The organism is Bosea sp. AS-1 (assembly GCF_002220095.1).
GTDB lineage: Bacteria > Pseudomonadota > Alphaproteobacteria > Rhizobiales > Beijerinckiaceae > Allobosea.
Window position 1 is genome coordinate 3341563 of sequence record NZ_CP022372.1, and the last position, 20434, is coordinate 3361996.

Below are 20434 nucleotides of genomic sequence, written 5' to 3' on the forward strand. Positions count from 1 at the left end.
GCCGGAGTTTTATGACGGATATGACCGGCGTCGGCTTCGAGGCCAACCGACGCTACCTGACCCGCCTCGCCTACCGCATGCTCGGCTCGCTCAGCGACGCCGAGGATGTGGTGCAGGATGCCTGGCTGCGCTGGCACGCGGCCGGGCCGCAGTCGATTGTCCAGCCGCGCGCCTGGCTCGCGCAGGTGGTGACCCGGCTTTGCCTCGACCTGATGAAATCGGCCCGGCACCGGCGCGAGGCCTATGTCGGCGGCTGGCTGCCCGAGCCATTGATCGAGCAGATCGGCGCCGCCGAGACCAACGATAACGGGCTCGACGTACCCTATGCGCTGATGCTCGCCCTCGAACGGCTCTCGCCACTGGAGCGCGCCGCCTTCCTGCTGCACGACATCTTCGACCGCCCCTTCGCCGAGGTTGCGGAAACGCTGGAGCGCAGCGAGGCGGCCTGCCGGCAGCTCGTCTCGCGAGCGCGCCGCCATGTACAGGAGGACGGTGCCCGGCACACGCTGCAGCCGGAGGAGGCCCGCCACTACGCCACCGCTTTCTTCGAAGCCGCGCACAGCACCGATCCGACCGCGCTCAGGCAGCTTCTGGCGCGCGACGCCATTCTTCATACCGATGGCGGCGGCAAGGTCACGGCCACGCTCAACCCGATCTTCGGCGCCGAAAAGATCGGCCGCTTCTTCTCGGGGCTCGCGCGCAAGCTGCACGAGACTGGGCAGGAAACCAGGCCCTATGCACCGGTGCTGCTCGACGGCCTGCCGGGTTATCTCAGCCTGGAACGCGGCGATACGATGCAGGCGACCGCGCTCGACATCCGTGACGGCCGGATCGTCGCGATCTATGTCGTGCGCAACCCGGACAAGCTCGGCCGAGCCCGCGAGCGGCTGATGCAGGCGGCAGCCAGCTAAACCGGTCCGAACAACCAGGTCCCGCCGATCAGCACCGCTTCGGCCGCCAGCACCGCCAGCATCATGCGCCGGCGGTTCACCGCCATGACGGCGACGGCGGCGGCAAGAGCGGCAATCCGCACCAGCAGGGGCGCATGGGTCAGCGCCCCCGGCGGCGAGACGATGAGCTTGGCGACGATGCCGGCGAGCAGCGCGGTCGCGACGGCGCGAACCCAATCGAGCAGGGCCGAGTCGGCATCGAGCCCGCGAGCGAAGGCGACGGCGAGCCAGCGCCAGATCTCCGTCGGCAGCACAGCGAAGAGGAAGAGTGCGAGATAGGGCCAGAGCGGCCCGTCGAGCCAGGCGATGGGCTGGGTCATGCCGCTTTGCGCCTGTAGCCGATCAGGGTGGCGATCGTGCCGGCGACGAGCCCGGCGACGATGAGATCGAAGCCACCCCCGATGAAGCGTTCGCAGACCGGCGCCAGCAGGAGGCCGAGGATGAGTGCCGCGACGTCGCCACGGTGGCGCAGCCCGGCCGTCAGCGAGACGAGAAAGAAAATCGGCGTCAGCGCGAGCAGGCCGGCGGCAAAGGCGATCGGCAGCGCGCCGAGCAGGTAATAGCCCGCAAAGGTGCCGATTGCGCTGACCGCCATGCAGGTGCCGGCGAAGGCGATGAAATAGGCGACGCGCTGGTGCACCGGCACTGCCGGCAGACGCCGCAACCCCTCTGTCCAGGCGGTGACGGCGACGAAATGCGCGCAGAGGAGCTGCTGCCAGAGGCTCTGGCCCGGGCGGCGCAGCAGCGGCAGGATCGCGACCGTCATCGGCAGGAAGCGCAGTGACGCAAAGGCGATGGCGATGGCAATCGCGCTCCAGGCCGCCCCCGCCGCGATCGAAGCGAAGAAGAGCACCTGCGATGGGCCGGCCCAGACGAGAATGGTGGAAAGAACCGCGCTGCCGACCGGATAGCCGACATCATGTGCCAGCGAGCCGATGCCGACGAGGCCGAAGCCGACGATCCAGGCCGGCAGCGACAATGCATCGCGTATGCCGGCAAGCGCGACACGCTGCCAGCCCCAGTCTGCGGAGACGCTCATGCGATCATCGGGAGATAGGCTCGGCGGGTTGAGGCCCCGGCGCATCCGGAACCCTCTCCTCTATCGTCCATGCAGCCGACGCTCGCCAAGCCGGAACGGAGACTGCCAGCCTTGCGGCTGCCGCAGGGCCGGAGCGGCCAGAGCCGTTCGGCCCTTGCCTGGTCAGCCCTTGCCCTTCAGCGCTATGCCGATCAGCTCGTTGCCGAAGTCGATCAGCTCCTTGGGGATGCCGCCGAACGCCTGGATGCCGAGATAGATCAGGTAGATGATGGCCGGGACGAGGATCCAGCCCAGCACCTCCTCGAAGATGATGCGCCGCCGCCGGCGGCGGCTGCGCTTCTCGAACCAGCCGAGCTTTTCCTTCTGCGGCCGCGCGGGCGCGGCGGCAGCTTCGGTCGCGACCTCGCCGGTCTCGGCGGCGAGCGTCGCAGTCTTGCGTTTGAACAACACGGTCTCAGGCCTTCGTCAGCGGAACCTTCGGCACGGTACGGACGGCGCGGCCGGACGCCTTGGCCGGCGTGGCAGAGCCACCCGAACCATCGCCCGGCCCTGCGCCGCCTTTCGGGGCGCGGCGCGGCGGGGTCGATTTCGCTGGACCGTCGCCCGCCGCCTTGGCACGGGGCTTCGGCTGGCGCTTGGCGTTGGCGGCCTCGACATCCTTTTCGGGCTTCGGCTTGGCTGGCCCGTCCGGGAATTCGAGCCCGAGCACCTTGATCCCCGTCTCGGAGTGGACGACCACGACCTTGACGGCACCGCCGTTCTTGAGGCGGCCGAACAGCACCTCGTCGGCGAGCGGCGTCTTGATCGTCTGCTGGATGAGCCGGGCCATGGGGCGTGCGCCCATTGCTTCGTCATAACCATTCTCGACCAGCCATTCGCGTGCCTCGTCCGAGAGCTCGATGGTGACGTTACGGTCGGCGAGCTGGGCCTCAAGCTGGAGCACGAACTTGTCGACGACGCGGGCGACCACGGCCTTCGGCAGATGGCCGAAGGAGATGGTGGCGTCGAGACGGTTGCGGAACTCCGGCGCGAACAACTTGTTGATCGCCTCGGTGTCGTCGCCCTCGCGCTTCTGGCGCGTGAAGCCATAGGCATTGCGGGCCATGTCGGCGGCTCCGGCATTGGTGGTCATGATCAGGATGACGTTCCTGAAATCGACCTGCTTGCCGTTGTTGTCGGTCAGCTTGCCGTGGTCCATCACCTGCAGGAGGATGTTGAACAGATCCGGATGGGCCTTCTCGATCTCGTCGAGCAGCAGCACGGAATGCGGATGCTGGTCGATCTGGTCGGTGAGCAGGCCGCCCTGGTCGAAGCCGACATAGCCGGGAGGCGCGCCGATCAGCCGCGAGACGGTGTGGCGTTCCATGTATTCCGACATGTCGAAACGGATCAGCTCGACGCCGAGCGAGGAGGCGAGCTGGCGCGCGACCTCAGTCTTGCCGACGCCGGTCGGGCCGGCAAAGAGGTAGCAGCCGATCGGCTTCTCGCCGTCGCGCAGGCCGGCGCGAGCGAGCTTGATCGAGGAGGACAGCGCCTCGATCGCCTTCTCCTGTCCATAGACCGAGCGCTTCAGCGTCTGCTCCAGGTTGCGCAGCACCTCGGCGTCGTCCTTCGAGACGGTCTTGGCCGGGATGCGGGCCATCGTCGAGACCGCGACCTCGACTTCCTTCACGCCAATGGTCTTCTTGCGCTTGCTCTCGGGCAGCAGCATCTGCGAGGCGCCGGTCTCGTCGATGACGTCGATCGCCTTGTCCGGCAGCTTGCGGTCATGGATGTAGCGCGCCGACAGCTCCACCGCCGCCTTGATGGCGTCGTTGGTGTAGCGCAGCTTGTGAAACTCCTCGAAATAGGGCTTGAGGCCCTTCAGGATCTCGATGGTGTCCGGGACCGACGGCTCGTTGACGTCGATCTTCTGGAAGCGACGCACCAGCGCCCGATCCTTCTCGAAATACTGGCGGTATTCCTTGTAGGTGGTCGAGCCGATGCAGCGCAGCGTGCCCGAAGCCAGCGCGGGCTTGAGCAGGTTCGAAGCGTCCATGGCGCCGCCCGAGGTCGCACCGGCGCCGATCACCGTGTGGATCTCGTCGATGAACATGATCGCCTTGGGGTGCTGCTCGATCTCCTTCATCACCTGCTTGAGGCGTTCCTCGAAGTCGCCGCGATAACGCGTACCGGCGAGCAGCGTGCCCATGTCGAGCGAGAAGACCGTGGCGTCGTGGAGGACTTCCGGAACCTCGCCGCGGGTGATCTTAAGGGCGAGGCCCTCGGCGATCGCGGTCTTGCCGACGCCGGGGTCGCCGACCAGCAGGGGGTTGTTCTTCTGGCGGCGGCAGAGGATCTGGATCGTGCGCTGCACCTCGGCCTCGCGGCCGATCAGCGGGTCGATGCGCCCGTCCTTCGCCTTCCGATTCAGGTTGACGCAGTAAGCCTCTAGCGCGCTTTCCTTTTTCTTCTTGTCCTTGTCCGGTTCGCTGGCCTGCTCGGAGCGCTGCTCGCGCTGCGGCTCGCCCTCGTCCTCGGCGCCGCGCACCGGCCGGCTCTCGCTGGCGCCCGGGCGCTTGGCGATGCCGTGGCTGATGTAGTTGACCGCGTCGTAGCGAGTCATGTCCTGCTCCTGCAGGAAGTAGGCGGCGTGGCTCTCGCGCTCGGCGAACATCGCCACGAGCACATTGGCCCCGGTCACCTCCTCGCGGCCGGACGACTGGACATGGATGACCGCGCGCTGGATCACGCGCTGGAAGCCGGCAGTCGGCTTGGAATCGTCGCGCCCGTCGGTGACGAGGTTCGTCAGCTCCGAATCGATATAGTCGACGAGGTTGCGCCTGAGTAGGTCGAGGTCGACGCTGCAGGCGCGCATCACCGCCGCCGCGTCCTGGTCGTCGACCAGCGCGAGCAGGAGATGCTCAAGGGTGGCGTATTCGTGACGGCGCTCATTGGCGAGAGCCAGAGCCCGGTGAAGCGCCTGTTCGAGACTGCGCGAGAAACTCGGCAAGGGGCGCGCTCCTATCTGTTTCGGGGGTATTCGTGACGGCCCAAGGCTATTTTTTCTCCATCACGCATTGCAGCGGGTGCATGTGCTTGCGCGCCAGATCCATGACGAGAGTGACCTTGGTTTCGGCGACCTCATAGGTGAAGACACCGCATTCGCCGACGCCGTTCTGATGCACATGCATCATGATCCGCGTCGCTTCGGCGCGATCCTTGTTGAAGAACCGCTCCAGGACATGAACGACGAACTCCATGGGGGTGTAGTCGTCATTCAAAAGCAGGACACGGTAGAGATTGGGCTTGCGCGTGCGGGTGCGGGTCAGCACCGCCGTGCCCGTGCCCTCCTTGCCGCCGTCGGCCGGCGGCCCGGCCCGCTTTGGACGATCAGCCATGCCGATCGTCGTCGCGATGCCATACGGGTGTGCCGATATCTCCGGCGCCATTCCGATCCGCATCGCTGTGCCCTGGCCTGCCTCGATCATATCCGCCCGCGCCGTATCCAACCGATCCTGCGTTCCCGTCCAAGATAGTACCTCGCCATCGAATTTACAGACCTCGTTCCCGCTTCGCCAGCCCGTTGCGCTCCGGCCAGGACAGTTCTGCACCGCACGGGCCGCGACTTGACCGAGACAGGCGAGCCGCCATATGCCCGGCAGCCGCCCCGAAGACTTGACCGCGAGGGCTCGGCCGCGAGGCCCTGCCGCGAAGGATCCGCCATGACCCCGAACGCCATCGTCACCATTGGCGAGGATCTCGCCCGGCCCGTGCGCTTCGGGAACCATTTGCCCCTGTCCGTGATCGCCGGCCCCTGCCAGATGGAGAGCCGCGACCACGCGCTCGAATGTGCGCTGGCGCTCAAGGAGATCGCCTCGGCGCTGAAGGTCGGGCTCGTCTTCAAGACCTCCTTCGACAAGGCGAACCGCACCAGCGTGAAAGGTGCGCGCGGCATGGGGCTGGAAGCAGCACTACCCGTCTTCGCCGAAATCCGCGAGCGCACCGGCCTGCCCGTGCTGACCGACGTGCATGATGCGAACCAGTGCGCGCCCGTCGCCGAAGTGGTCGACGTGCTGCAGATCCCCGCCTTCCTCTGCCGCCAGACCGACCTGCTCGTCGCGGCGGCAAGGACCGGCCGTGTCGTGAACGTCAAGAAGGGCCAGTTCCTGGCGCCCTGGGACATGGTCAACGTCGCCGCCAAGGTGACCGAGAGCGGCAATGCCAACGTGATGCTGACCGAGCGCGGCGCCTCCTTCGGCTACAACACGCTCGTCACCGACATGCGGGCGCTGCCGATCATGGCCGAGATCGGCGCGCCGGTGATCTTCGACGCCACCCATTCGGTGCAGCAGCCGGGCGGCAAGGGCTCCTCCACCGGCGGCCAGCGCGAATTCGTGCCGGTGCTGTCCCGCGCCGCGGTCGCGGTCGGCGTCGCCGGCGTCTTCATCGAGACCCACCCCGATCCCGACAAGGCTCCGTCCGACGGCCCCAACATGGTGCCGCTCGCCGAATTCCAGGGCCTGATCGCCGAGCTGCAGGCCTTCGATCGTCTCGCCAAGGGCAATCCGGCACCCAACGTCGCCTATGTCTGAACCGAAGGCCGCGGCCGGAGACAATCTCGGCGCGCTGATCCCGGTCCTCGGGCTTTGCGGCTTCGCCTCGACCTTCACCATGCGGCTGATCGACCCGCTGGTGCCGACGCTCGCGGCCGAATTCGGCCAGAGCGTCCATCAGATCGCCTTCCTGGTGACGGCCTTTTCGGGCTGCTACGCCCTCGGGCAGCCCTTCCTCGGGCCGATTGCCGATGCGGTCGGCAAGCTGCGCAGCATCTCGACCTGCCTGGCCCTGCTCGGCGTGCTCTCGGCGCTTGCCGCCTTCGCCACCGATTTCTGGGTGCTGCTGGTCTTGCGCGCCCTCGGCGGCGTGATGGCCGGCGGCGTCATCCCGGCGGCGATGGCGGCGATCGGCGATCGCGCTCCGATGGCCGAGCGCCAGATCATGCTTGGGCGCTTCCTCGTCATCATGATCATCGGCCAGATGGCGGGAGCCGCCTTCTCGGGCGTCGTCGCCGACCATATCGGCTGGCGCGCCGTGCTCGGCACGGCGGCTCTGCTGGCGATCGGCGGCGCCGTGCTCGTGCGGCTCGTCCTGAAGCCGCGCCCAAACGCCGACCGGCCGCCGCTCAGCCTCGCGGGAGCGCTGGGAAGCTATCGCGCCGTCTTCGCCAACCCGCGCAGCAAGCTGCTCTATCTTCTGGTGATGCTGGAAGGGGCAATGGTCTTCGGTCTGCCGCCTTTCGTCGCCGCGATCCTGCACGAGCGTTCCGGCGTCGGCTCCTCGGAGGCCGGCCTCGCAATCGGCGCAATGGGGCTGGGCGGGCTGGTCTATGGCGTGCTGACGCGCATCCTGGTCCAGCGTGTCGGGCCGTCGCAGATGATGCGGCTCGGCGGCATCGGCATGGGCGTCGGCTATGGCCTGTTCATCATCCCCGGCCCCTGGTGGAGCGCCATCGGTGTCTTTCTGCTGATCGGCTTCGGCTTCTTCCTGCTGCACGGCACCTTCCAGGCCCAGGCGACGGAACTCGCGCCAACGGCGCGCGGCTCGGCCATGGCGCTGTTCGCCTGCTTCTTCTTCATGGGCCACGCCACCGGGCCGCTCGTCCTGGGCACGCTCCTGAACGCGCTCGGCACCTCGGGCGCCCTCGCGATCTTCGGCGTCGGCATCGGCCTGCTCGGGCTGCTGACACCGAAGCTGCTGCCGCCCTTGGGTTCGCGGACCTGAAGCCAAAACGCGGCGGTCAGGAACCGCCGCGTTCAAGGGGGGCAGCCCTCAGCGCCCGCGATAGGGCGCGACGCCCTGATCAGGCAACCAGAGCCCCTTGGGCGGCTCGCCCGTCTGCCAGAACACATCGATCGGAATGCCGCCGCGCGGATACCAGTAGCCGCCGATGCGGAACCACTCCGGCTCCAGCAGTTCGACCAGCTTCTTACCGATGCCGACGGTGCAGTCCTCGTGGAAGGCGCCGTGGTTGCGGAACGAGGCGAGATAGAGCTTGAGCGACTTCGACTCCACCAGCCACTGGCCCGGCAGATAGTCGATGACGAGGATGCCGAAATCGGGCTGACCCGTCACGGGACAGATCGAGGTGAATTCCGGGCAGGTGAAGCGGGCGAGATAGCTGGTGCCGGCATGCGGATTGGGCACGCGGTCGAGGCGCGCTTCCTCCGGAGAGGCCGGCAGCGCGCTGGCCTGCCCGAGTTGCAAGGTCGAGGCGTCGATGGACATCGGATGCTCCTGTGGTTGCGCCGCTTCTAGAGCATCTTGCGCAATGGTGGGAACTGTCCGTGGCAGCGCACTGGCCCGGCCTCACGAGGGGCCATGGACGCTCCATTTCCTCCGCCCAGGAGAGTTTGAAGACCGCGCCAGGTTCTACTTCATGTAATATTTCAATATTTATCGATCTTCCACACGCATCCTTGCGACGCACCATGCAACGTCATAGTGCAAATTACCGATGCACTGGATCAGATCCCGATAATTTTATGATAATTGCAGGCATTTTATTTCTGCTCGGGATTCTGATCGGCCTGTCCTACGGCTATCCGGCTATCGTCGTCGCCAGCGCAGCGCTGACGGTCTTCTTCTTCCCACTGTGGTTGATCCGCGGCGAACTCGGCCTCTTCAGCATCTTCGTCTGGGTCGGCTATCTGCTGGCGCTGCAGAGCGGTTTCCTGCTCGGCGGCTACCTGGCGACGCCGGACGACGAGGACGAGTGATCACCAGAACCAGATCGGCCGACCCGCATAGAGGCACAGACCGGTCCACCAGGCGATGGTGAGCGCGCACCAGAACAGGACAGCGGCGAGAGAGGGGCGACGAGGAGCGGACATTTTCTGGAACATGCTTGTTTCCCGATGAGGCGAAGCGCCGGAACTGCCCAGGAGTTCCGCAAGCGCCACGCCACCCCGCTCGCCGGTCAGCCGCCCTGCTCTCTTGCCGATCGCACCGATTGAGGCTTCCCGCGACGCGGCCTGTTGGGTAGAAGCGCCCTATTCATCCCGCCCGCCCCTTCCGGAGCCTGCCATGACCGCGATCATCGACATCATCGGACGCCAGATTCTCGATTCCCGCGGCAATCCGACGGTGGAGGTCGATGTCGTGCTCGAGGACGGCTCGATGGGCCGCGCTGCCGTTCCCTCCGGCGCCTCGACCGGCGCGCATGAGGCGGTGGAACTGCGCGACGGCGACAAGTCGCGCTATCTCGGCAAGGGCGTGCTCAAGGCCGTCGAGGCGGTGAACGTCGCCATCGCTGAGGCGATCGTCGCCATGGACGCCGAGGACCAGACCGCGATCGACCAGACCATGATCGAGCTCGACGGCACGCCGAACAAGTCGAAGCTCGGCGCCAACGCGATCCTCGGCGTCTCGCTCGCCGTCGCCAAGGCCGCGGCCGAGGCCTCCGGCCTGCCGCTCTACCGCTATGTCGGCGGCACGTCGGCGCGCGTCCTGCCCGTGCCGATGATGAACATCGTCAATGGCGGCGCCCATGCCGACAACCCGATCGACTTCCAGGAATTCATGATCATGCCGGTCGGCGCGACCTCCTTCGCGGAGGGGCTGCGCATGGGCTCGGAGATCTTCCACACGCTGAAGAAGAAGCTGCACGACGCCGGCCACAACACCAATGTCGGCGACGAGGGTGGCTTCGCCCCGAACATCAAGTCGGCCGAAGCCGCGCTCGACTTCGTGATGCAGGCGATCGAGACTGCCGGCTACCGCCCGGGCGAGGACATCGCGCTGGCGCTCGACTGCGCCGCGACCGAGTTCTTCAAGGACGGCGCCTACGTCTACGAGGGTGAGCGCAAGACGCGCGACCCGAAGGCCCAGGCCAAGTATCTCGCCAAGCTCGTCGGCAACTACCCGATCGTCTCGATCGAGGACGGCATGGCCGAGGATGACTGGGAGGGCTGGAAGGCGCTGACCGATCTCATCGGAGCAAAGTGCCAGCTCGTCGGCGACGACCTCTTCGTCACCAATGTCGAGCGCCTGTCCCGCGGCATCAAGACGAAGACGGCGAACTCGATCCTGGTCAAGGTCAACCAGATCGGCTCGCTGACCGAGACGCTCGCCGCCGTCGATATGGCGCAGCGCGCCGGCTACACCGCCGTGATGTCGCACCGCTCGGGCGAGACCGAGGATTCGACCATCGCCGACCTCGCGGTCGCGACCAATTGCGGGCAGATCAAGACCGGCTCGCTCGCCCGCTCCGACCGGACGGCGAAGTACAACCAGTTGCTGCGCATCGAGGAGGAACTCGGCGCGCAGGCGGTCTATGCCGGCCGTGCCGCATTGAAGGCGCTGGCTTGATCAGGCTGGATCGTCCTGGGACCCTCACGCTGCCGCGTTCACCAGCGCGGCAGCAGGTTCGTCGCACGGGACCAGCCCCAGGTGCTCGCGGCCTGCACGCTGTCGGCAGCGCCTGAGACGACATCCACCACCTTCGTCGCCGGTTGGGCCACCAGGCGGTTCCAGGCGTCGTCGCGGGACGCCTCGGCGGCCGGCAGCGCTTCCAGAGCCGTCGCGGCGGCCGGAGGCAGGATGACGAGCGGCCCGGCTGCCACATCCGTGCGGACAGGGGCACTGCGCCGCACCGACGAAGCAACGGCTCCCTCGCCTGCTCTCGGCTTCCCCCCCGCCACCACCACGCGCTGTGCCGGCGGCATCCAGGCGCTGCCTTCCGGCCAGTTCAGCGACATCGGCATCACCAGAGCCGCCGGCACCGCGGCCGGGTTCGCCGAGACAACCTCATCTCCGCTGATCGCCGGTCCGCCCAGCCGATCGACGATCTTGCCGTCCTGCAGCAACGCCGGCGCCGTCATGGTCGGCGGCTCGGCGGCGGCGCGGGCAACCCCGTGCCCCACCGGCGCGCCGGACAGCAGGGCCGGCAAGGTCGCGATCAGAGTGGCAGCCGTCGCCACGCCCAGAGACAGCAGGAGATGCTGGCCGAGCCGCTTTGCCATGGCTGCGGGCCGCGGGGGATAGCGGTTGCTGGACATCGCTCTCGCTCCGGATCGTTCAAGCCCCTTCAGGATTGGGAGGAAGCCCCGGCCTTCGGGCGTCAGAAGGGCTGAAAGGCGGCGCAAATGCGGTTCGCCCTTTCAGGCGCGGGTGCCATGCACCATGGCACGTAACGGCAGCGCAGCAATCCGCGTTATGTCATCGGTATGGATCAGCGCGTCGACCACCCTGTCATGACGACGGAGAAGGAGCGCCGCCGGCGCCGGCTGGCAGTCGCCGGCATGCTGCTCAGCGTGCTGATCTTCGGCTCGAACTTCGTCATCAGCCGCCACGCGGTGCTCAACGGCATCGGCGCGCATGACTTGCTGGCGCTGCGCTTCGCGACGGCAGGGCTTTTGCTGCTGCCGCTCTTCCTGCGCGCCGGCGGCTTTGCCAATTGCGGCGGCGTCGGCTGGAACCACGGCTTCTGGCTCGCCGTGACGAGCGGCTTCCCGATGACCTTCCTGATGCTCACCGGCCTGACGATGGCGCCGGCCGCCCATGGTGCCACGATCGGCCCCGGCACGGTGACCGTGATCGGCATCATCGGCAGCGTCGTGCTGTTCGGCGCGCGGCTGTCGGCCCCGCTGGTGGTCGGCATCATCGGCGTGATCTGCGGCCTGGGTTTCCTCGCCTTCGCCGGCAGCGGCGGCGCCGGGGCGGAGACCCTGCGAGGCGACCTCTGCTTTCTGGGCGTCGGGTTGCTCTGGGGCTTCTACCCGCTCCTGATCCAGCTCTGGAAGGTCAATGGCCTCAGGGGCGCAGTCATCGTGTCGGTTCTGTCGCTCGCCTATCTGCCGTTCTATTTCCTATTTTTCTTCCGCGGCTTCGACATCGCGCCCTGGTGGGTGCTGGTCCTGCACGCGATCTATCAGGGCGTCGTCAACGTCATCCTGGGCTTGTGGCTCTGGGGCTGGGCCGCGCATGTGCTGGGTGCGGCCGTCGTCGGCCGCTTTCCACCGCTGATCCCAGTCACCGGCACGACGCTCGCCATCCCGGCGCTCGGCGAGATCCCCGGCCCGCTTCAGCTCGCCGGCTTCGGCCTGATCATCAGCGGGCTGTTCGTAGCGTCATGGCGCCGGCCGGCGCGCCAGGCCGAGCAGGCTGGCGTTCCAGCAGACCGAGACCATCAGCCCCATGAGCAACGCAATTCCTGAACCGAGTGGCACCGCCGCGAAATAGAGCGCCGCCAAGCCGAGACCGACTCCCAGCAGACCGAGCGCGCCGTTGCCGATCAGGGCGGCGGTTGCGGGGCCGCCGATGCGCGGCTGCAGGATCAGCACGAGGCTCGACAGCACCAACGGCACGCCGGCGAGAATGCCCGACCAGTTCGCACCGACATGATGGCTCGCGACGGTGACGCCGCCGACGAGGCCGGCGACGCAGGCTGCCCGCAGCGGTATAGCGAACCAGGCCCGGCGCGGTGGCGCGACTGGCCGCACCGCCAGATAGGACCGCACGGCATAGTGGATGGCCGCGAGCGCGGCAACGGCGAGCACCGTCAGAGGCAGCGCCGCCAGCCCCAGGCTGCGGACGCCAAGCATCGTGGCGACCCAGGCAGCGAGCGCAGCGGCGAGGCAGGGCAGCGTCGCGAAGCGCTGTGCGGCGAAGACATAGACGAGCACGAAGCCGGCATTGGCGACGTTGGCATTCATCGTGCCGCGCGCGCTTTCGGCCAGGAAGGCCGGCTCGTGCTCCAGCGACAGGAAGAACAGGACGGGGCCGAGCGAAATCGGCAGGGTCGCGATCATCGCCGCGATCTTCGGCCCGCTCCGCTCGGCAAGCAGCGAACAGGTGACCACCACCGCGGCCGCGATCGCCATCTTGAGCAGCAGGCCGGGGTCGAGCGCCGTCACGCGGGGGCGCCTCCATCCTCGCCCCGGGCCCAGCCCTCCCTCGTCTCGGCGATGAAGTCGGCGAGGCGTCCGGCGGCGATGGCAGCGCGCAGGCCGGCCATCAGGTCCTGGTAATAGGCGAGATTGACCCAGGTCAGCAGCATCTTGCCGAGCATCTCCTCGGCCTTGACCAGATGGTGGAGATAGGCGCGCGACCAGCTATTCGCCGCCGGGCAGGAGGATTGCTCGTCGATCGGGCGCGGGTCCTCGGCATGCTTGGCATTCTTCAGGTTCATCCGGCCGAAGCGGGTGAAGATCTGGCCGTGGCGCCCGGCCCGCGTCGGCATCACGCAGTCGAACATGTCGATGCCGCGCGCCACCGACTGGATGATATCGTCCGGCGTGCCGACGCCCATCAGGTAGCGCGGCTTCTCCTGCGGCAGATGCGGCTCGACCGCCTCGATCATCGCCAGCATGATCTCCTGTGGCTCGCCGACCGCAAGCCCGCCGACGGCGTAGCCCTTCAGGTCCATCGCAGCGAGCGCCTGCGCGCTCTCGACCCGCAGACGCGGTACCGCCCCGCCCTGGACGATGCCGAACAGTGCCCGGCCGGGATGGTGGCCGAAAGCCGCCTTGCAGCGCTCGGCCCAGCGCAGCGAGAGCTGCATCGCCTTCTCGGCGACCTTGTCCTCGCAGGGCAGCGCGACGCATTCGTCGAGCTGCATGACGATGTCGGAGCCGAGAAGGTTCTGGATCTCGACCGAACGCTCGGGGCTGAGCACATGCTTCGAGCCGTCGATATGCGACTGAAAGGTCACGCCTTCCTCGGTCAGCTTCCTCAGCTGCGACAGCGACATCACCTGGAAGCCGCCGGAATCCGTCAGGATCGGGTGCGGCCAGTTCATGAACTTGTGCAGCCCGCCGAGCCTGGCGACACGCTCGGCGCCGGGGCGCAGCATCAGGTGATAGGTATTGCCGAGCACGACATCGGCGCCGAGCGCCCTCACCTGCTCGGGATACATGCCCTTCACGGTCGCGGCCGTGCCGACCGGCATGAAGGCCGGCGTACGGATGACACCGCGCGGCATGCTGATCGCGCCGGTGCGCGCAGCGCCGTCGCGGGCCGCGACATGGAAAGTGAAATCGGGAGTCGCGGCGATGTCGGGCTGCGCGGGCTGAAGCGATGCGGTCATGCCCTGCGAGGTAGAGCAGCGCGCGCCTTTAGGGAAGAGGCGCGCGCGGGAGGCGGGTCATGCAGCGCTTTCGGCACCACATGCGGGTCATCCCGGGCGACAGAAGGGAGACCCGGGATACATGCCTGAGCGTTTCCGGCAAAGTTTCAGGCATGGATCCCGGATCGGCGCCGCTGGCGCGGCTTGTCCGGGATGACTCGCGCTCTTTGACTTTACGCGCGCGCTACTTTCCCGCGAGCGCGGCTTCGTAGATCTCCGGCTTGAAGCCGACGATGGTCTTGCCCTTGCCCAGATCGAGCACCGGGCGCTTGATCATCGAGGGCTGAGCCAGCATCAGCGCGATCGCCTTCCCGGCATCGAGCCCCTGCTTCTGCGCGTCGGGTAGCGCGCGGAAAGTGGTGCCGGCGCGGTTCAGCACCGTCTCCCAGCCATGCTCCCCGACCCAGCGCTCGAGCGAGGCCTTGTCGATCCCGCTTGCCTTGTAGTCGTGGAACGCATAGGCCGCGCCGTGGCTGTCGAGCCAGTTGCGCGCCTTCTTCACCGTGTCGCAGTTCTTGATGCCATAGATCGTCGTAGCCACGCCGGTCGCTCCTCAGGCCGGGCGCTTCGGGATGTCGAGGCCGCGCTGCACGGCAGGACGCGACAGGCAGCGCTCCAGCCAGATCGGCACATGCGTCAGGCTGGCATAGTCGACGAGCTCGCCCGCGCCGTAGAAGCCGACGAGGTTGCGCACCCAGCCGAGGATCGCGATATCGGCGATGGTGAATTCATCGCCCATGATCCAGGTGCGGTTCACCAGCCGATCTTCCAGCACCCCCAGAAGGCGCTTGCTCTCATTGGCGTAGCGGTCGCGCGGGCGCTTGTCCTCGTATTCGCGGCCAGCGAATTTGTGGAAGAAGCCGAGCTGGCCGAACATCGGGCCGATGGCCGCCATCTGGAAGAACACCCACTGAATGGTCTCGTAGCGCAGGCCGGCATCCTTCGGCAGGAGCTTGCCGGTCTTCTCGGCGAGATAGAGCAGGATCGCGCCCGATTCCCACAGTCCAAGCGGCTTTCCATCGGGGCCGTTGGGGTCGATGATCGCCGGGATCTTGCCGTTCGGATTGAGCGACAGGAATTCCGGGCCCCAGGTCTCGTTCTTGCCGATGTCGATGGCATGCGGCTCATAGGGCAGCCCCAGCTCCTCCAGCGCGATCGAGACCTTCACGCCGTTCGGTGTCGGCAACGAATAGAGCTGGATGCGGTCGGGATGGCTGGCGGGCCAGCGCTTGGTGATCGGAAATGCGGAGAGATCGGCCATGAGGGGCTCCGGTTGAATCGGGCGAGCTTCGGAGGCGAACGATAGAGCCCGGCGCGCCCAAGGCAACGGGGCAGCCGCACCAGCGCCGCAAAGCGGGTTTGCGGCGCTGCATGATCAGGGATTGGCCAAGGGCCAGCGGCCGAGGATTTCATAAGGCTGGCGCGGAACGCTCCTGATCAGGGCGAAGTCCGCCACGCGCCAGCTCAACGGCCGCACGTGAAACGCCTTGGTCCGGAAGCGGTCGTAGAGCAGCGTGAGATGGGGGTTGCAGCGCGAGCGCCTGCCGCGAAAGCCGCCCAACCTCAGATCCCGATCGAGCGTGTCGTGAAGCCGGTAGGCTCCGATCACGCCGTCCTGGCCCGTGATGACGAGCGCCGGGGTGTCGGCCGCCTGGGCAAAGGTCGCGACCTCGTCGAACCTCAACTTGAAGGCATTCTGCCTGAGGCGCCCGGCCACGTTATGCATCAAGGCAAGCTCGTGGGAATCGGGCTCCCTGGGCTCGGGCCAGCCCCAGAGCGTGACATGGTATTTGCCGGCGCCACGCGGCCGGCCGGACAGATCGAACCATTTGCGCAGCACGCGCGCGATGCGATCGGCCTCCGCTGCGGCCGCGGGATTGGGCAACAACGCGAAGAAGTAGTTCGCCGTCTTGGGAAGCCAGACACTCCGTTCCATGGTCGCCTCCTTCGAAAGGATGGTCGAAGGAGAAACATAGAACAAATCATGAACATACGTAAACGTAAATCTGCCTCCCGCGCAGCACGCGCGGGAGGCCATGGCTCTCTCAGGCCGGCGCCGCCTTGAGCAGGACGATGCCCAGCACCACCAGTATAACGCCACCTATGCGGGCGAGGCTCAGGCTCTCGCCGAAGAGCAGGATGCCGAGCAGCACCGTCCCGGCCGCACCGATGCCGGTCCAGACCGCATAGGCGCTGCCGACGGGCAGCACCGCCAGCACCCGCCCGAGCAGATAGACGAAAGCCGCGAGCAGGATGAGCGAAACGAGGCTCCAGCCCAGCCGCGTATAGCCCTCGGCATATTTCATCGAGACCGCCCAGGCGACGTCGAGCAAGCCCGACACCACCAGGAGCAGCCACGCGGTCCCCTGGCTCATGGCAGCCTCACGCCGCGACCTTCAGCCCCTCGGCCTGCATCGCCGCGCGCACGGCCGGGCGGGCAGCGATCCGGGCGAGATAATCGCGCAGATGCGGAAAGGCGGAGAGATCGACCTTGGTGAAGGCCGCCCAGCTCACGATGGTGAAGAGATAGGCATCCGCGACGGTGAAATCCGTGCCGAGCAGGAAGGGGCCGTTCGCCGCCAGATGCGTCTCGACATAGGCCAGCCGCTCGGCGATGCGGCCACGCGCGACGTCCTGCGCCTGCGCGCCGTATTCCGGGTGGAACAGCCAGGGGCTGAAGCTCTTGTGCAGCTCGGTCGCGATGAAGTTCAACCAGCTCTGCAGCACCAGGCGCTCGCGCGTGCCGGCCGCGGGAGCAAGACCGCTCTCAGGCTTCAGATCGGCGAGATACTGGACGATGACGGCACCTTCGGTCAGCAGCGTGCCGTCATCGAGCTCCAGGGCCGGGACATAGGCGTTGGGATTGATGGCGGTGTAATCCCGGCCCGTCTCGGTGAGATGGGGCGTCTTGCGGATGTCGACGCGCTCGATCTCGAGCGGGATGCCGGCCTCACGCGCCACGATATGGGGCGAGAGCGAGCAGGTGGCGGGGGCGTAGTAGAGCTTCATCGGTCGTCCTTTCGAAATCCGCTTGGGGCGAATGACGACAAGCTAGGCCCGGCAGCCTGACAATGCCCGTTGGCATATCGCCAGCCGCGCTTGCATGATCGCAAGCCGATCATCTGCTAGAGCCGAGCCATGGACGACTGGAACGCGCTTCGCCTCATCCTCGCCGTGCAACGCACCGGCAGCCTCACCGCCGCGGCATTGCAGCTCGGCATCGACCATTCGACCGCCTTCCGGCGATTGAAGGCGCTGGAGAGCCAGCTTGCCGTCAGGTTGTTCGAGCGCCTGCCCGCCGGCCACTACCAGTCGACCGAGGCCGGGGCGCGGATGGCGGCGGCGGCCGAGCGGATGGAGGCGGAGGCGCATGCGCTCGACCGCGACATCACCGGGCGCGACCACCGCCTCAGCGGGCGCTTGCGCGTCACCTCCTCGGAGACGCTGGCCCACAGCCGGCTGACCGGACACCTTGCGGCCTTCCGGCAGACGCAACCCGGCATCGTCGTCGAGCTCGTGATCGACAACCGTGTGCTCAGCCTATCACGGCGCGAAGCCGATATCGCGCTCAGACCGATCCGCCCGCGCGAGGGCGATCTCTGGGGCCGCAAGCTTGCCGGCATCGCCTGGGCCTTCTATGGCGCTCCGGGCCATCTCGCGGCCCATGGCGCTCCGACCGACGAGACAGAGGCGCTGCGGCGTTTGCCCGTGATCGGCTGGGAGGAAGAGGCTGCCGGCATCCGCGCCGCCGAGTGGCTGGCGCGGAGCGTGCCATCCGAAGCGATCGTCTACCGGACGAACAGCCTGGTGAACCAGCTCATCGCGGCCAAGGCCGGCATGGGGCTGGCGCTCCTGCCCTGCTATCTCGGCGACGGCGACAATGGGCTCGTACGCGCCCTGCCCGGCCCGGTCGCCGATCTGGAAGGCGAGCTCTGGATCGTCACCCATGCCGACCTCAAGGCGACGGCTCGCGTGCGGGCCTTCTTCGAACTCGTCGGTGGCGGGCTGGCGCAGGAGCGCGACCTGTTCGAAGGCCGCAAGCCGATGGACAAAGAAATCCCGGCTCCTTGAGACTGCCGCGCCGCCGGGTGCTTCAATCTGGAACGTGACTACAAAACAAACTTGACTGTTTGTAAGTGACCGACCATCGTTCCCCTATCGTCAGGGAAGCGAGGCCTGAATGAGCAATACCGGCAAGCGGCGATCGCAGAAGGAGCGCAGTGCGGAGACGTCCGCGCGGCTGATGAACGCGACCATCGACCTGCTGCACGACCGGGGCCTCGCCCGCACCACCACCCCTGAGATCGCACGTGTCGCCGGCGTTTCCCGCGGCGCCCTGACCCATCATTTCGCCAGCCGCGAGGCGATCATCAGCGCCTCGGTTGCCGACCTGCTGAGTAAGACGACCCGGGACCTGCACCGTTTCGCCGAGGATTTCGTGGAGCGCGGCGGCTCCAGCGACGAGATCGTCGACTACATCTGGCGGATGATGGACGACCGGCTGTTCTACGTGACGATGGAATATCTGCCGGAAGCCCGCCACAACCCGGACTTCCGTGCCGACCTCATCCCCATGGTCAAGGATTTCCACGCCGGGCTCGACGCGATCTGGACCGCGCTCGCGGCCCGTGCGGGGACCGATCCGGACCATACCCGCACCGTGATGAACGCGACGATGTGCCTGTTCCGCGGCATGATCAGCCAGACCGTGCTGCGTCCGAACGACCCTGCCTACTACGAAGGCCTGCAACGCTTCTGGAAGCAGCAGGTGCGGCAGCATTTCCCGATGAAACCAGCGGCCGCCCAATCCGGCCGGCGCAAGACGGCGACGGCATGAGGGCTGCACTGACCATTCAGGGGCTGAAGCTCGGCTTCTACGGCGTGCTGGTGCTGCGCGGCGTCGATTTCGCAGTTCCCCAAGGCTCCTTCACCGGCTTGATCGGGCCCAACGGAGCCGGCAAGTCGACCCTGTTCAACGCGGTCTCGGGGCTCTACCAGCCGAATGCCGGTTCGGTCAGGCTCGGCGAGACCGAGACGGCCGGGATGCCGCCGGAGAAGCTCGTCGCGGCGGGGCTGGTTCGCTCCTTCCAGCTCGCGCGCGGCTTTCCCAAGCTCAGCGTCTTCCAGCACCTGATGCTCTACGGGGCGGACCAGCCGGGCGAGGGCCTGCTGGCGGGACTGATCGGCACGGGCGGGGCGAAGCGTCGCGAAGCGGAGTTGTCCGAGCGGGCCTTCGGCATTGCCCGCCGCCTGAAGCTCGACCATGTGCTCGACAACCCCGTCACCGCCCTCTCCGGCGGCCAGAAGAAGCTGGTCGAGATCGGCCGTGCCCTGATGGCCGAGCCCAAGATCCTGCTGCTCGACGAGCCGATGGCCGGTGTCAATCCGAGCCTGACCGAGCAGATCGCCGAGCATCTCGTCGCGCTCAACCGCGACGGGCTGACGATCTGCCTGATCGAGCACGATATGGGGCTGATCAGGAAGCTCTGTGCGCCCGTCATCGTCATGGCCGAAGGCAAGACGCTGACGCAAGGGTCGTTCGACGAGGTCGCCGCCGATACCCGCGTGCAGGAAGCCTATCTCGGGAGGCGTCATTGAGCGCGGCACAGGGCGAATTGCTCGCCGTCGATGGCGTCGTTGCCGGCTATGGCGCGGCCGAGCAGATTCTGAAGGGCACCTCGCTCAGGGTAGCGCCCGGCGAGATCGTCTCGATCATCGGCCCGAACGGCGCCGGCAAATCGACGCTGCTCAAGACCATCGCCGGCCTCGTCCAGGCGCGCGACGGCACGATCAGGCTCAAGGGCGGCGACGTCACCCGCGAGAACGCACTCGGCCGGGCCAGGGCCGGCATCGGCTTCGTGCCGCAGGAGCGCAATGTCTTCGGCGCGATGACGGTCGCCGAGAATCTGGAGATCAGCGGGTTTCAGGAGCCTGGCAAGGTCGGAGAGCGCAGCGAGCAAATGTATGCGCGCTATCCGATGCTGGCCGAGAAGCGCAAGGCACTGGCGCGCACGCTCTCGGGTGGCCAGCGCCAGATCCTCGCCATGGCGATGGGGCTAATGAACGCCCCTGCCCTGCTGCTGCTCGACGAGCCCACGGCCGGGCTTTCGCCGAAGGCCGCCGACGAATTGTTCGACGCCATCGTCGCCCTCAACGAGGGCGGCCTGCCGATCCTGATGGTCGAGCAGCATGCGCTGGAAGCGCTGCAGATCTCGACGCGCGGCTATGTGCTGGTCTCCGGCCGCAACAGCCGCGAGGGCGCCGGGCCCGCGCTCGCCACCGACCCCGAAATCCGCCAGCTCTTCCTCGGCGGCTAGGGCGACGACACGACAGCAAACC

At 67.2% G+C, this 20434-nt stretch carries 25 protein-coding genes; 10 read left to right on the plus strand and 15 right to left on the minus strand.

The window, feature by feature from the left end:
* The first annotated feature begins 11 nt into the window (after positions 1–11).
* Positions 12–911 carry a sigma-70 family RNA polymerase sigma factor gene (locus tag CE453_RS17715; RefSeq protein WP_089175779.1) on the plus strand — a complete coding sequence of 300 codons (900 nt, stop codon included), beginning with the start codon at positions 12–14 and terminating at the stop codon, positions 909–911.
* On the opposite strand, the gene CE453_RS17720 is transcribed toward CE453_RS17715, so the two are convergent.
* From CE453_RS17720 to clpS, 5 genes are all read right to left on the minus strand, one after another.
* Positions 908–1270, minus strand: a complete 363-nt coding sequence (locus CE453_RS17720) for an AzlD domain-containing protein (RefSeq protein ID WP_089175780.1) — start codon at positions 1268–1270, stop codon at positions 908–910. The two genes, CE453_RS17715 and CE453_RS17720, sit on opposite strands and share 4 nt — an antisense overlap.
* Entirely contained in the window at positions 1267–1989 is a 723-nt protein-coding gene (locus tag CE453_RS17725) for an AzlC family ABC transporter permease (protein ID WP_157733089.1), read from the minus strand. The genes CE453_RS17720 and CE453_RS17725 overlap by 4 nt, the downstream gene beginning before the upstream one ends.
* Positions 1990–2151: 162 nt before the next feature.
* Positions 2152–2436, minus strand: a complete 285-nt coding sequence (locus CE453_RS17730; RefSeq protein WP_089175782.1) for a hypothetical protein — start codon at positions 2434–2436, stop codon at positions 2152–2154.
* 7 nt (positions 2437–2443) lie between these two features.
* Entirely contained in the window at positions 2444–4981 is a 2538-nt protein-coding gene (gene clpA / locus CE453_RS17735) for an ATP-dependent Clp protease ATP-binding subunit ClpA (RefSeq protein WP_089175783.1), read from the minus strand.
* A 46-nt stretch (positions 4982–5027) separates the two neighbouring features.
* Positions 5028–5369 (minus strand): ATP-dependent Clp protease adapter ClpS, encoded by a 342-nt coding sequence (gene clpS / locus CE453_RS17740; RefSeq protein WP_089177978.1) that lies wholly within the window; start codon positions 5367–5369, stop codon positions 5028–5030.
* Positions 5370–5693: 324 nt separating this feature from the next.
* Between clpS and kdsA the strand changes: the two genes are divergently transcribed.
* A complete protein-coding gene (gene kdsA, locus CE453_RS17745; RefSeq protein ID WP_089175784.1) occupies positions 5694–6563 on the plus strand; it encodes a 3-deoxy-8-phosphooctulonate synthase in 870 nt (289 codons plus the stop codon).
* A complete protein-coding gene (locus CE453_RS17750) occupies positions 6556–7752 on the plus strand; it encodes an MFS transporter (RefSeq protein ID WP_089175785.1) in 1197 nt (398 codons plus the stop codon). Before kdsA ends, CE453_RS17750 begins: the two co-directional genes overlap by 8 nt.
* A 48-nt stretch (positions 7753–7800) precedes the next feature.
* Here CE453_RS17750 and queF read toward each other — a convergent pair whose 3' ends face one another.
* Positions 7801–8256 carry a preQ(1) synthase gene (queF, locus tag CE453_RS17755; protein ID WP_089175786.1) on the minus strand — a complete coding sequence of 152 codons (456 nt, stop codon included), beginning with the start codon at positions 8254–8256 and terminating at the stop codon, positions 7801–7803.
* A gap of 257 nt (positions 8257–8513) precedes the next feature.
* Here queF and CE453_RS17760 point away from each other — a divergent pair, with 257 nt between their 5' ends.
* Positions 8514–8747: a hypothetical protein gene (locus CE453_RS17760; RefSeq protein WP_089175787.1), complete on the plus strand. Its 234-nt coding sequence runs from the start codon at positions 8514–8516 to the stop codon at positions 8745–8747.
* Here CE453_RS17760 and CE453_RS29475 read toward each other — a convergent pair whose 3' ends face one another.
* The gene (locus tag CE453_RS29475) at positions 8748–8873 is read right to left on the minus strand and encodes a hypothetical protein (protein ID WP_282568759.1); all 126 of its coding nucleotides are present in this window, start codon (positions 8871–8873) and stop codon (positions 8748–8750) included. It lies immediately after the preceding gene.
* A gap of 181 nt (positions 8874–9054) precedes the next feature.
* On the opposite strand from CE453_RS29475, the gene eno reads away from it, so the two are divergent.
* Positions 9055–10338, plus strand: a complete 1284-nt coding sequence (eno, locus tag CE453_RS17765) for a phosphopyruvate hydratase (RefSeq protein WP_089175788.1) — start codon at positions 9055–9057, stop codon at positions 10336–10338.
* A 38-nt stretch (positions 10339–10376) separates the two neighbouring features.
* On the opposite strand, the gene CE453_RS17770 is transcribed toward eno, so the two are convergent.
* Complete coding sequence (locus CE453_RS17770) at positions 10377–11027, minus strand: hypothetical protein (protein WP_089175789.1); 651 nt, start codon at positions 11025–11027, stop codon at positions 10377–10379.
* Positions 11028–11222: 195 nt separating this feature from the next.
* Between CE453_RS17770 and CE453_RS17775 the strand changes: the two genes are divergently transcribed.
* Positions 11223–12185, plus strand: a complete 963-nt coding sequence (locus CE453_RS17775) for a DMT family transporter (protein WP_198302137.1) — start codon at positions 11223–11225, stop codon at positions 12183–12185.
* Here CE453_RS17775 and CE453_RS17780 read toward each other — a convergent pair.
* The 7 genes from CE453_RS17780 to gstA all read right to left on the minus strand — a co-directional run bounded on the left by CE453_RS17780 (position 12099) and on the right by gstA (position 17104).
* Positions 12099–12884 (minus strand): hypothetical protein, encoded by a 786-nt coding sequence (locus CE453_RS17780; RefSeq protein WP_089175791.1) that lies wholly within the window; start codon positions 12882–12884, stop codon positions 12099–12101. The two genes, CE453_RS17775 and CE453_RS17780, sit on opposite strands and share 87 nt — an antisense overlap.
* The gene (tgt, locus tag CE453_RS17785) at positions 12881–14056 is read right to left on the minus strand and encodes a tRNA guanosine(34) transglycosylase Tgt (protein ID WP_089175792.1); all 1176 of its coding nucleotides are present in this window, start codon (positions 14054–14056) and stop codon (positions 12881–12883) included. The genes CE453_RS17780 and tgt overlap by 4 nt, the downstream gene beginning before the upstream one ends.
* A gap of 223 nt (positions 14057–14279) precedes the next feature.
* Positions 14280–14636: an ArsC family reductase gene (locus CE453_RS17790; RefSeq protein WP_089175793.1), complete on the minus strand. Its 357-nt coding sequence runs from the start codon at positions 14634–14636 to the stop codon at positions 14280–14282.
* Between the two features lie 12 nt (positions 14637–14648).
* Entirely contained in the window at positions 14649–15356 is a 708-nt protein-coding gene (locus tag CE453_RS17795) for a glutathione S-transferase N-terminal domain-containing protein (RefSeq protein WP_089175794.1), read from the minus strand.
* Positions 15357–15470: 114 nt separating this feature from the next.
* The gene (locus tag CE453_RS17800) at positions 15471–16031 is read right to left on the minus strand and encodes a 2'-5' RNA ligase family protein (protein ID WP_157733090.1); all 561 of its coding nucleotides are present in this window, start codon (positions 16029–16031) and stop codon (positions 15471–15473) included.
* A gap of 109 nt (positions 16032–16140) precedes the next feature.
* Positions 16141–16470: a DMT family transporter gene (locus CE453_RS17805; RefSeq protein ID WP_089175796.1), complete on the minus strand. Its 330-nt coding sequence runs from the start codon at positions 16468–16470 to the stop codon at positions 16141–16143.
* 7 nt (positions 16471–16477) lie between these two features.
* The gene (gene gstA / locus CE453_RS17810; protein WP_089175797.1) at positions 16478–17104 is read right to left on the minus strand and encodes a glutathione transferase GstA; all 627 of its coding nucleotides are present in this window, start codon (positions 17102–17104) and stop codon (positions 16478–16480) included.
* 129 nt (positions 17105–17233) lie between these two features.
* On the opposite strand from gstA, the gene CE453_RS17815 reads away from it, so the two are divergent.
* The 4 genes from CE453_RS17815 (at position 17234) to CE453_RS17830 (ending at position 20412) form a co-directional block, all read left to right on the plus strand.
* Positions 17234–18166, plus strand: coding sequence for a LysR family transcriptional regulator (locus tag CE453_RS17815; protein ID WP_089175798.1), 933 nt, complete (start codon positions 17234–17236; stop codon positions 18164–18166).
* A 109-nt stretch (positions 18167–18275) separates the two neighbouring features.
* Positions 18276–18932 (plus strand): TetR/AcrR family transcriptional regulator, encoded by a 657-nt coding sequence (locus CE453_RS17820; protein WP_089175799.1) that lies wholly within the window; start codon positions 18276–18278, stop codon positions 18930–18932.
* Positions 18929–19693: an ABC transporter ATP-binding protein gene (locus CE453_RS17825; RefSeq protein WP_089175800.1), complete on the plus strand. Its 765-nt coding sequence runs from the start codon at positions 18929–18931 to the stop codon at positions 19691–19693. Before CE453_RS17820 ends, CE453_RS17825 begins: the two co-directional genes overlap by 4 nt.
* Positions 19690–20412 (plus strand): ABC transporter ATP-binding protein, encoded by a 723-nt coding sequence (locus CE453_RS17830; RefSeq protein ID WP_248307773.1) that lies wholly within the window; start codon positions 19690–19692, stop codon positions 20410–20412. Before CE453_RS17825 ends, CE453_RS17830 begins: the two co-directional genes overlap by 4 nt.
* Positions 20413–20434: the final 22 nt, after the last annotated feature.

Coding starts and splice junctions, on each gene's coding strand:
- CE453_RS17815 (WP_089175798.1), top strand. CDS start 17,234: ATGGACGACTGGAACGCGCTTCGCCTCATCCTCGCCGTGCAACGCACC.
- tgt (WP_089175792.1), bottom strand. CDS start 14,056: ATGACCGCATCGCTTCAGCCCGCGCAGCCCGACATCGCCGCGACTCCC.
- CE453_RS17725 (WP_157733089.1), bottom strand. CDS start 1,989: ATGAGCGTCTCCGCAGACTGGGGCTGGCAGCGTGTCGCGCTTGCCGGC.
- CE453_RS17720 (WP_089175780.1), bottom strand. CDS start 1,270: ATGACCCAGCCCATCGCCTGGCTCGACGGGCCGCTCTGGCCCTATCTC.
- kdsA (WP_089175784.1), top strand. CDS start 5,694: ATGACCCCGAACGCCATCGTCACCATTGGCGAGGATCTCGCCCGGCCC.
- CE453_RS17820 (WP_089175799.1), top strand. CDS start 18,276: ATGAGCAATACCGGCAAGCGGCGATCGCAGAAGGAGCGCAGTGCGGAG.
- gstA (WP_089175797.1), bottom strand. CDS start 17,104: ATGAAGCTCTACTACGCCCCCGCCACCTGCTCGCTCTCGCCCCATATC.
- queF (WP_089175786.1), bottom strand. CDS start 8,256: ATGTCCATCGACGCCTCGACCTTGCAACTCGGGCAGGCCAGCGCGCTG.
- CE453_RS17750 (WP_089175785.1), top strand. CDS start 6,556: ATGTCTGAACCGAAGGCCGCGGCCGGAGACAATCTCGGCGCGCTGATC.
- CE453_RS17805 (WP_089175796.1), bottom strand. CDS start 16,470: ATGAGCCAGGGGACCGCGTGGCTGCTCCTGGTGGTGTCGGGCTTGCTC.
- eno (WP_089175788.1), top strand. CDS start 9,055: ATGACCGCGATCATCGACATCATCGGACGCCAGATTCTCGATTCCCGC.
- CE453_RS17760 (WP_089175787.1), top strand. CDS start 8,514: ATGATAATTGCAGGCATTTTATTTCTGCTCGGGATTCTGATCGGCCTG.
- CE453_RS17800 (WP_157733090.1), bottom strand. CDS start 16,031: ATGGAACGGAGTGTCTGGCTTCCCAAGACGGCGAACTACTTCTTCGCG.
- CE453_RS17715 (WP_089175779.1), top strand. CDS start 12: ATGACGGATATGACCGGCGTCGGCTTCGAGGCCAACCGACGCTACCTG.
- CE453_RS29475 (WP_282568759.1), bottom strand. CDS start 8,873: ATGTTCCAGAAAATGTCCGCTCCTCGTCGCCCCTCTCTCGCCGCTGTC.
- CE453_RS17795 (WP_089175794.1), bottom strand. CDS start 15,356: ATGGCCGATCTCTCCGCATTTCCGATCACCAAGCGCTGGCCCGCCAGC.
- CE453_RS17775 (WP_198302137.1), top strand. CDS start 11,223: ATGACGACGGAGAAGGAGCGCCGCCGGCGCCGGCTGGCAGTCGCCGGC.
- CE453_RS17825 (WP_089175800.1), top strand. CDS start 18,929: ATGAGGGCTGCACTGACCATTCAGGGGCTGAAGCTCGGCTTCTACGGC.
- CE453_RS17770 (WP_089175789.1), bottom strand. CDS start 11,027: ATGTCCAGCAACCGCTATCCCCCGCGGCCCGCAGCCATGGCAAAGCGG.
- clpS (WP_089177978.1), bottom strand. CDS start 5,369: ATGGCTGATCGTCCAAAGCGGGCCGGGCCGCCGGCCGACGGCGGCAAG.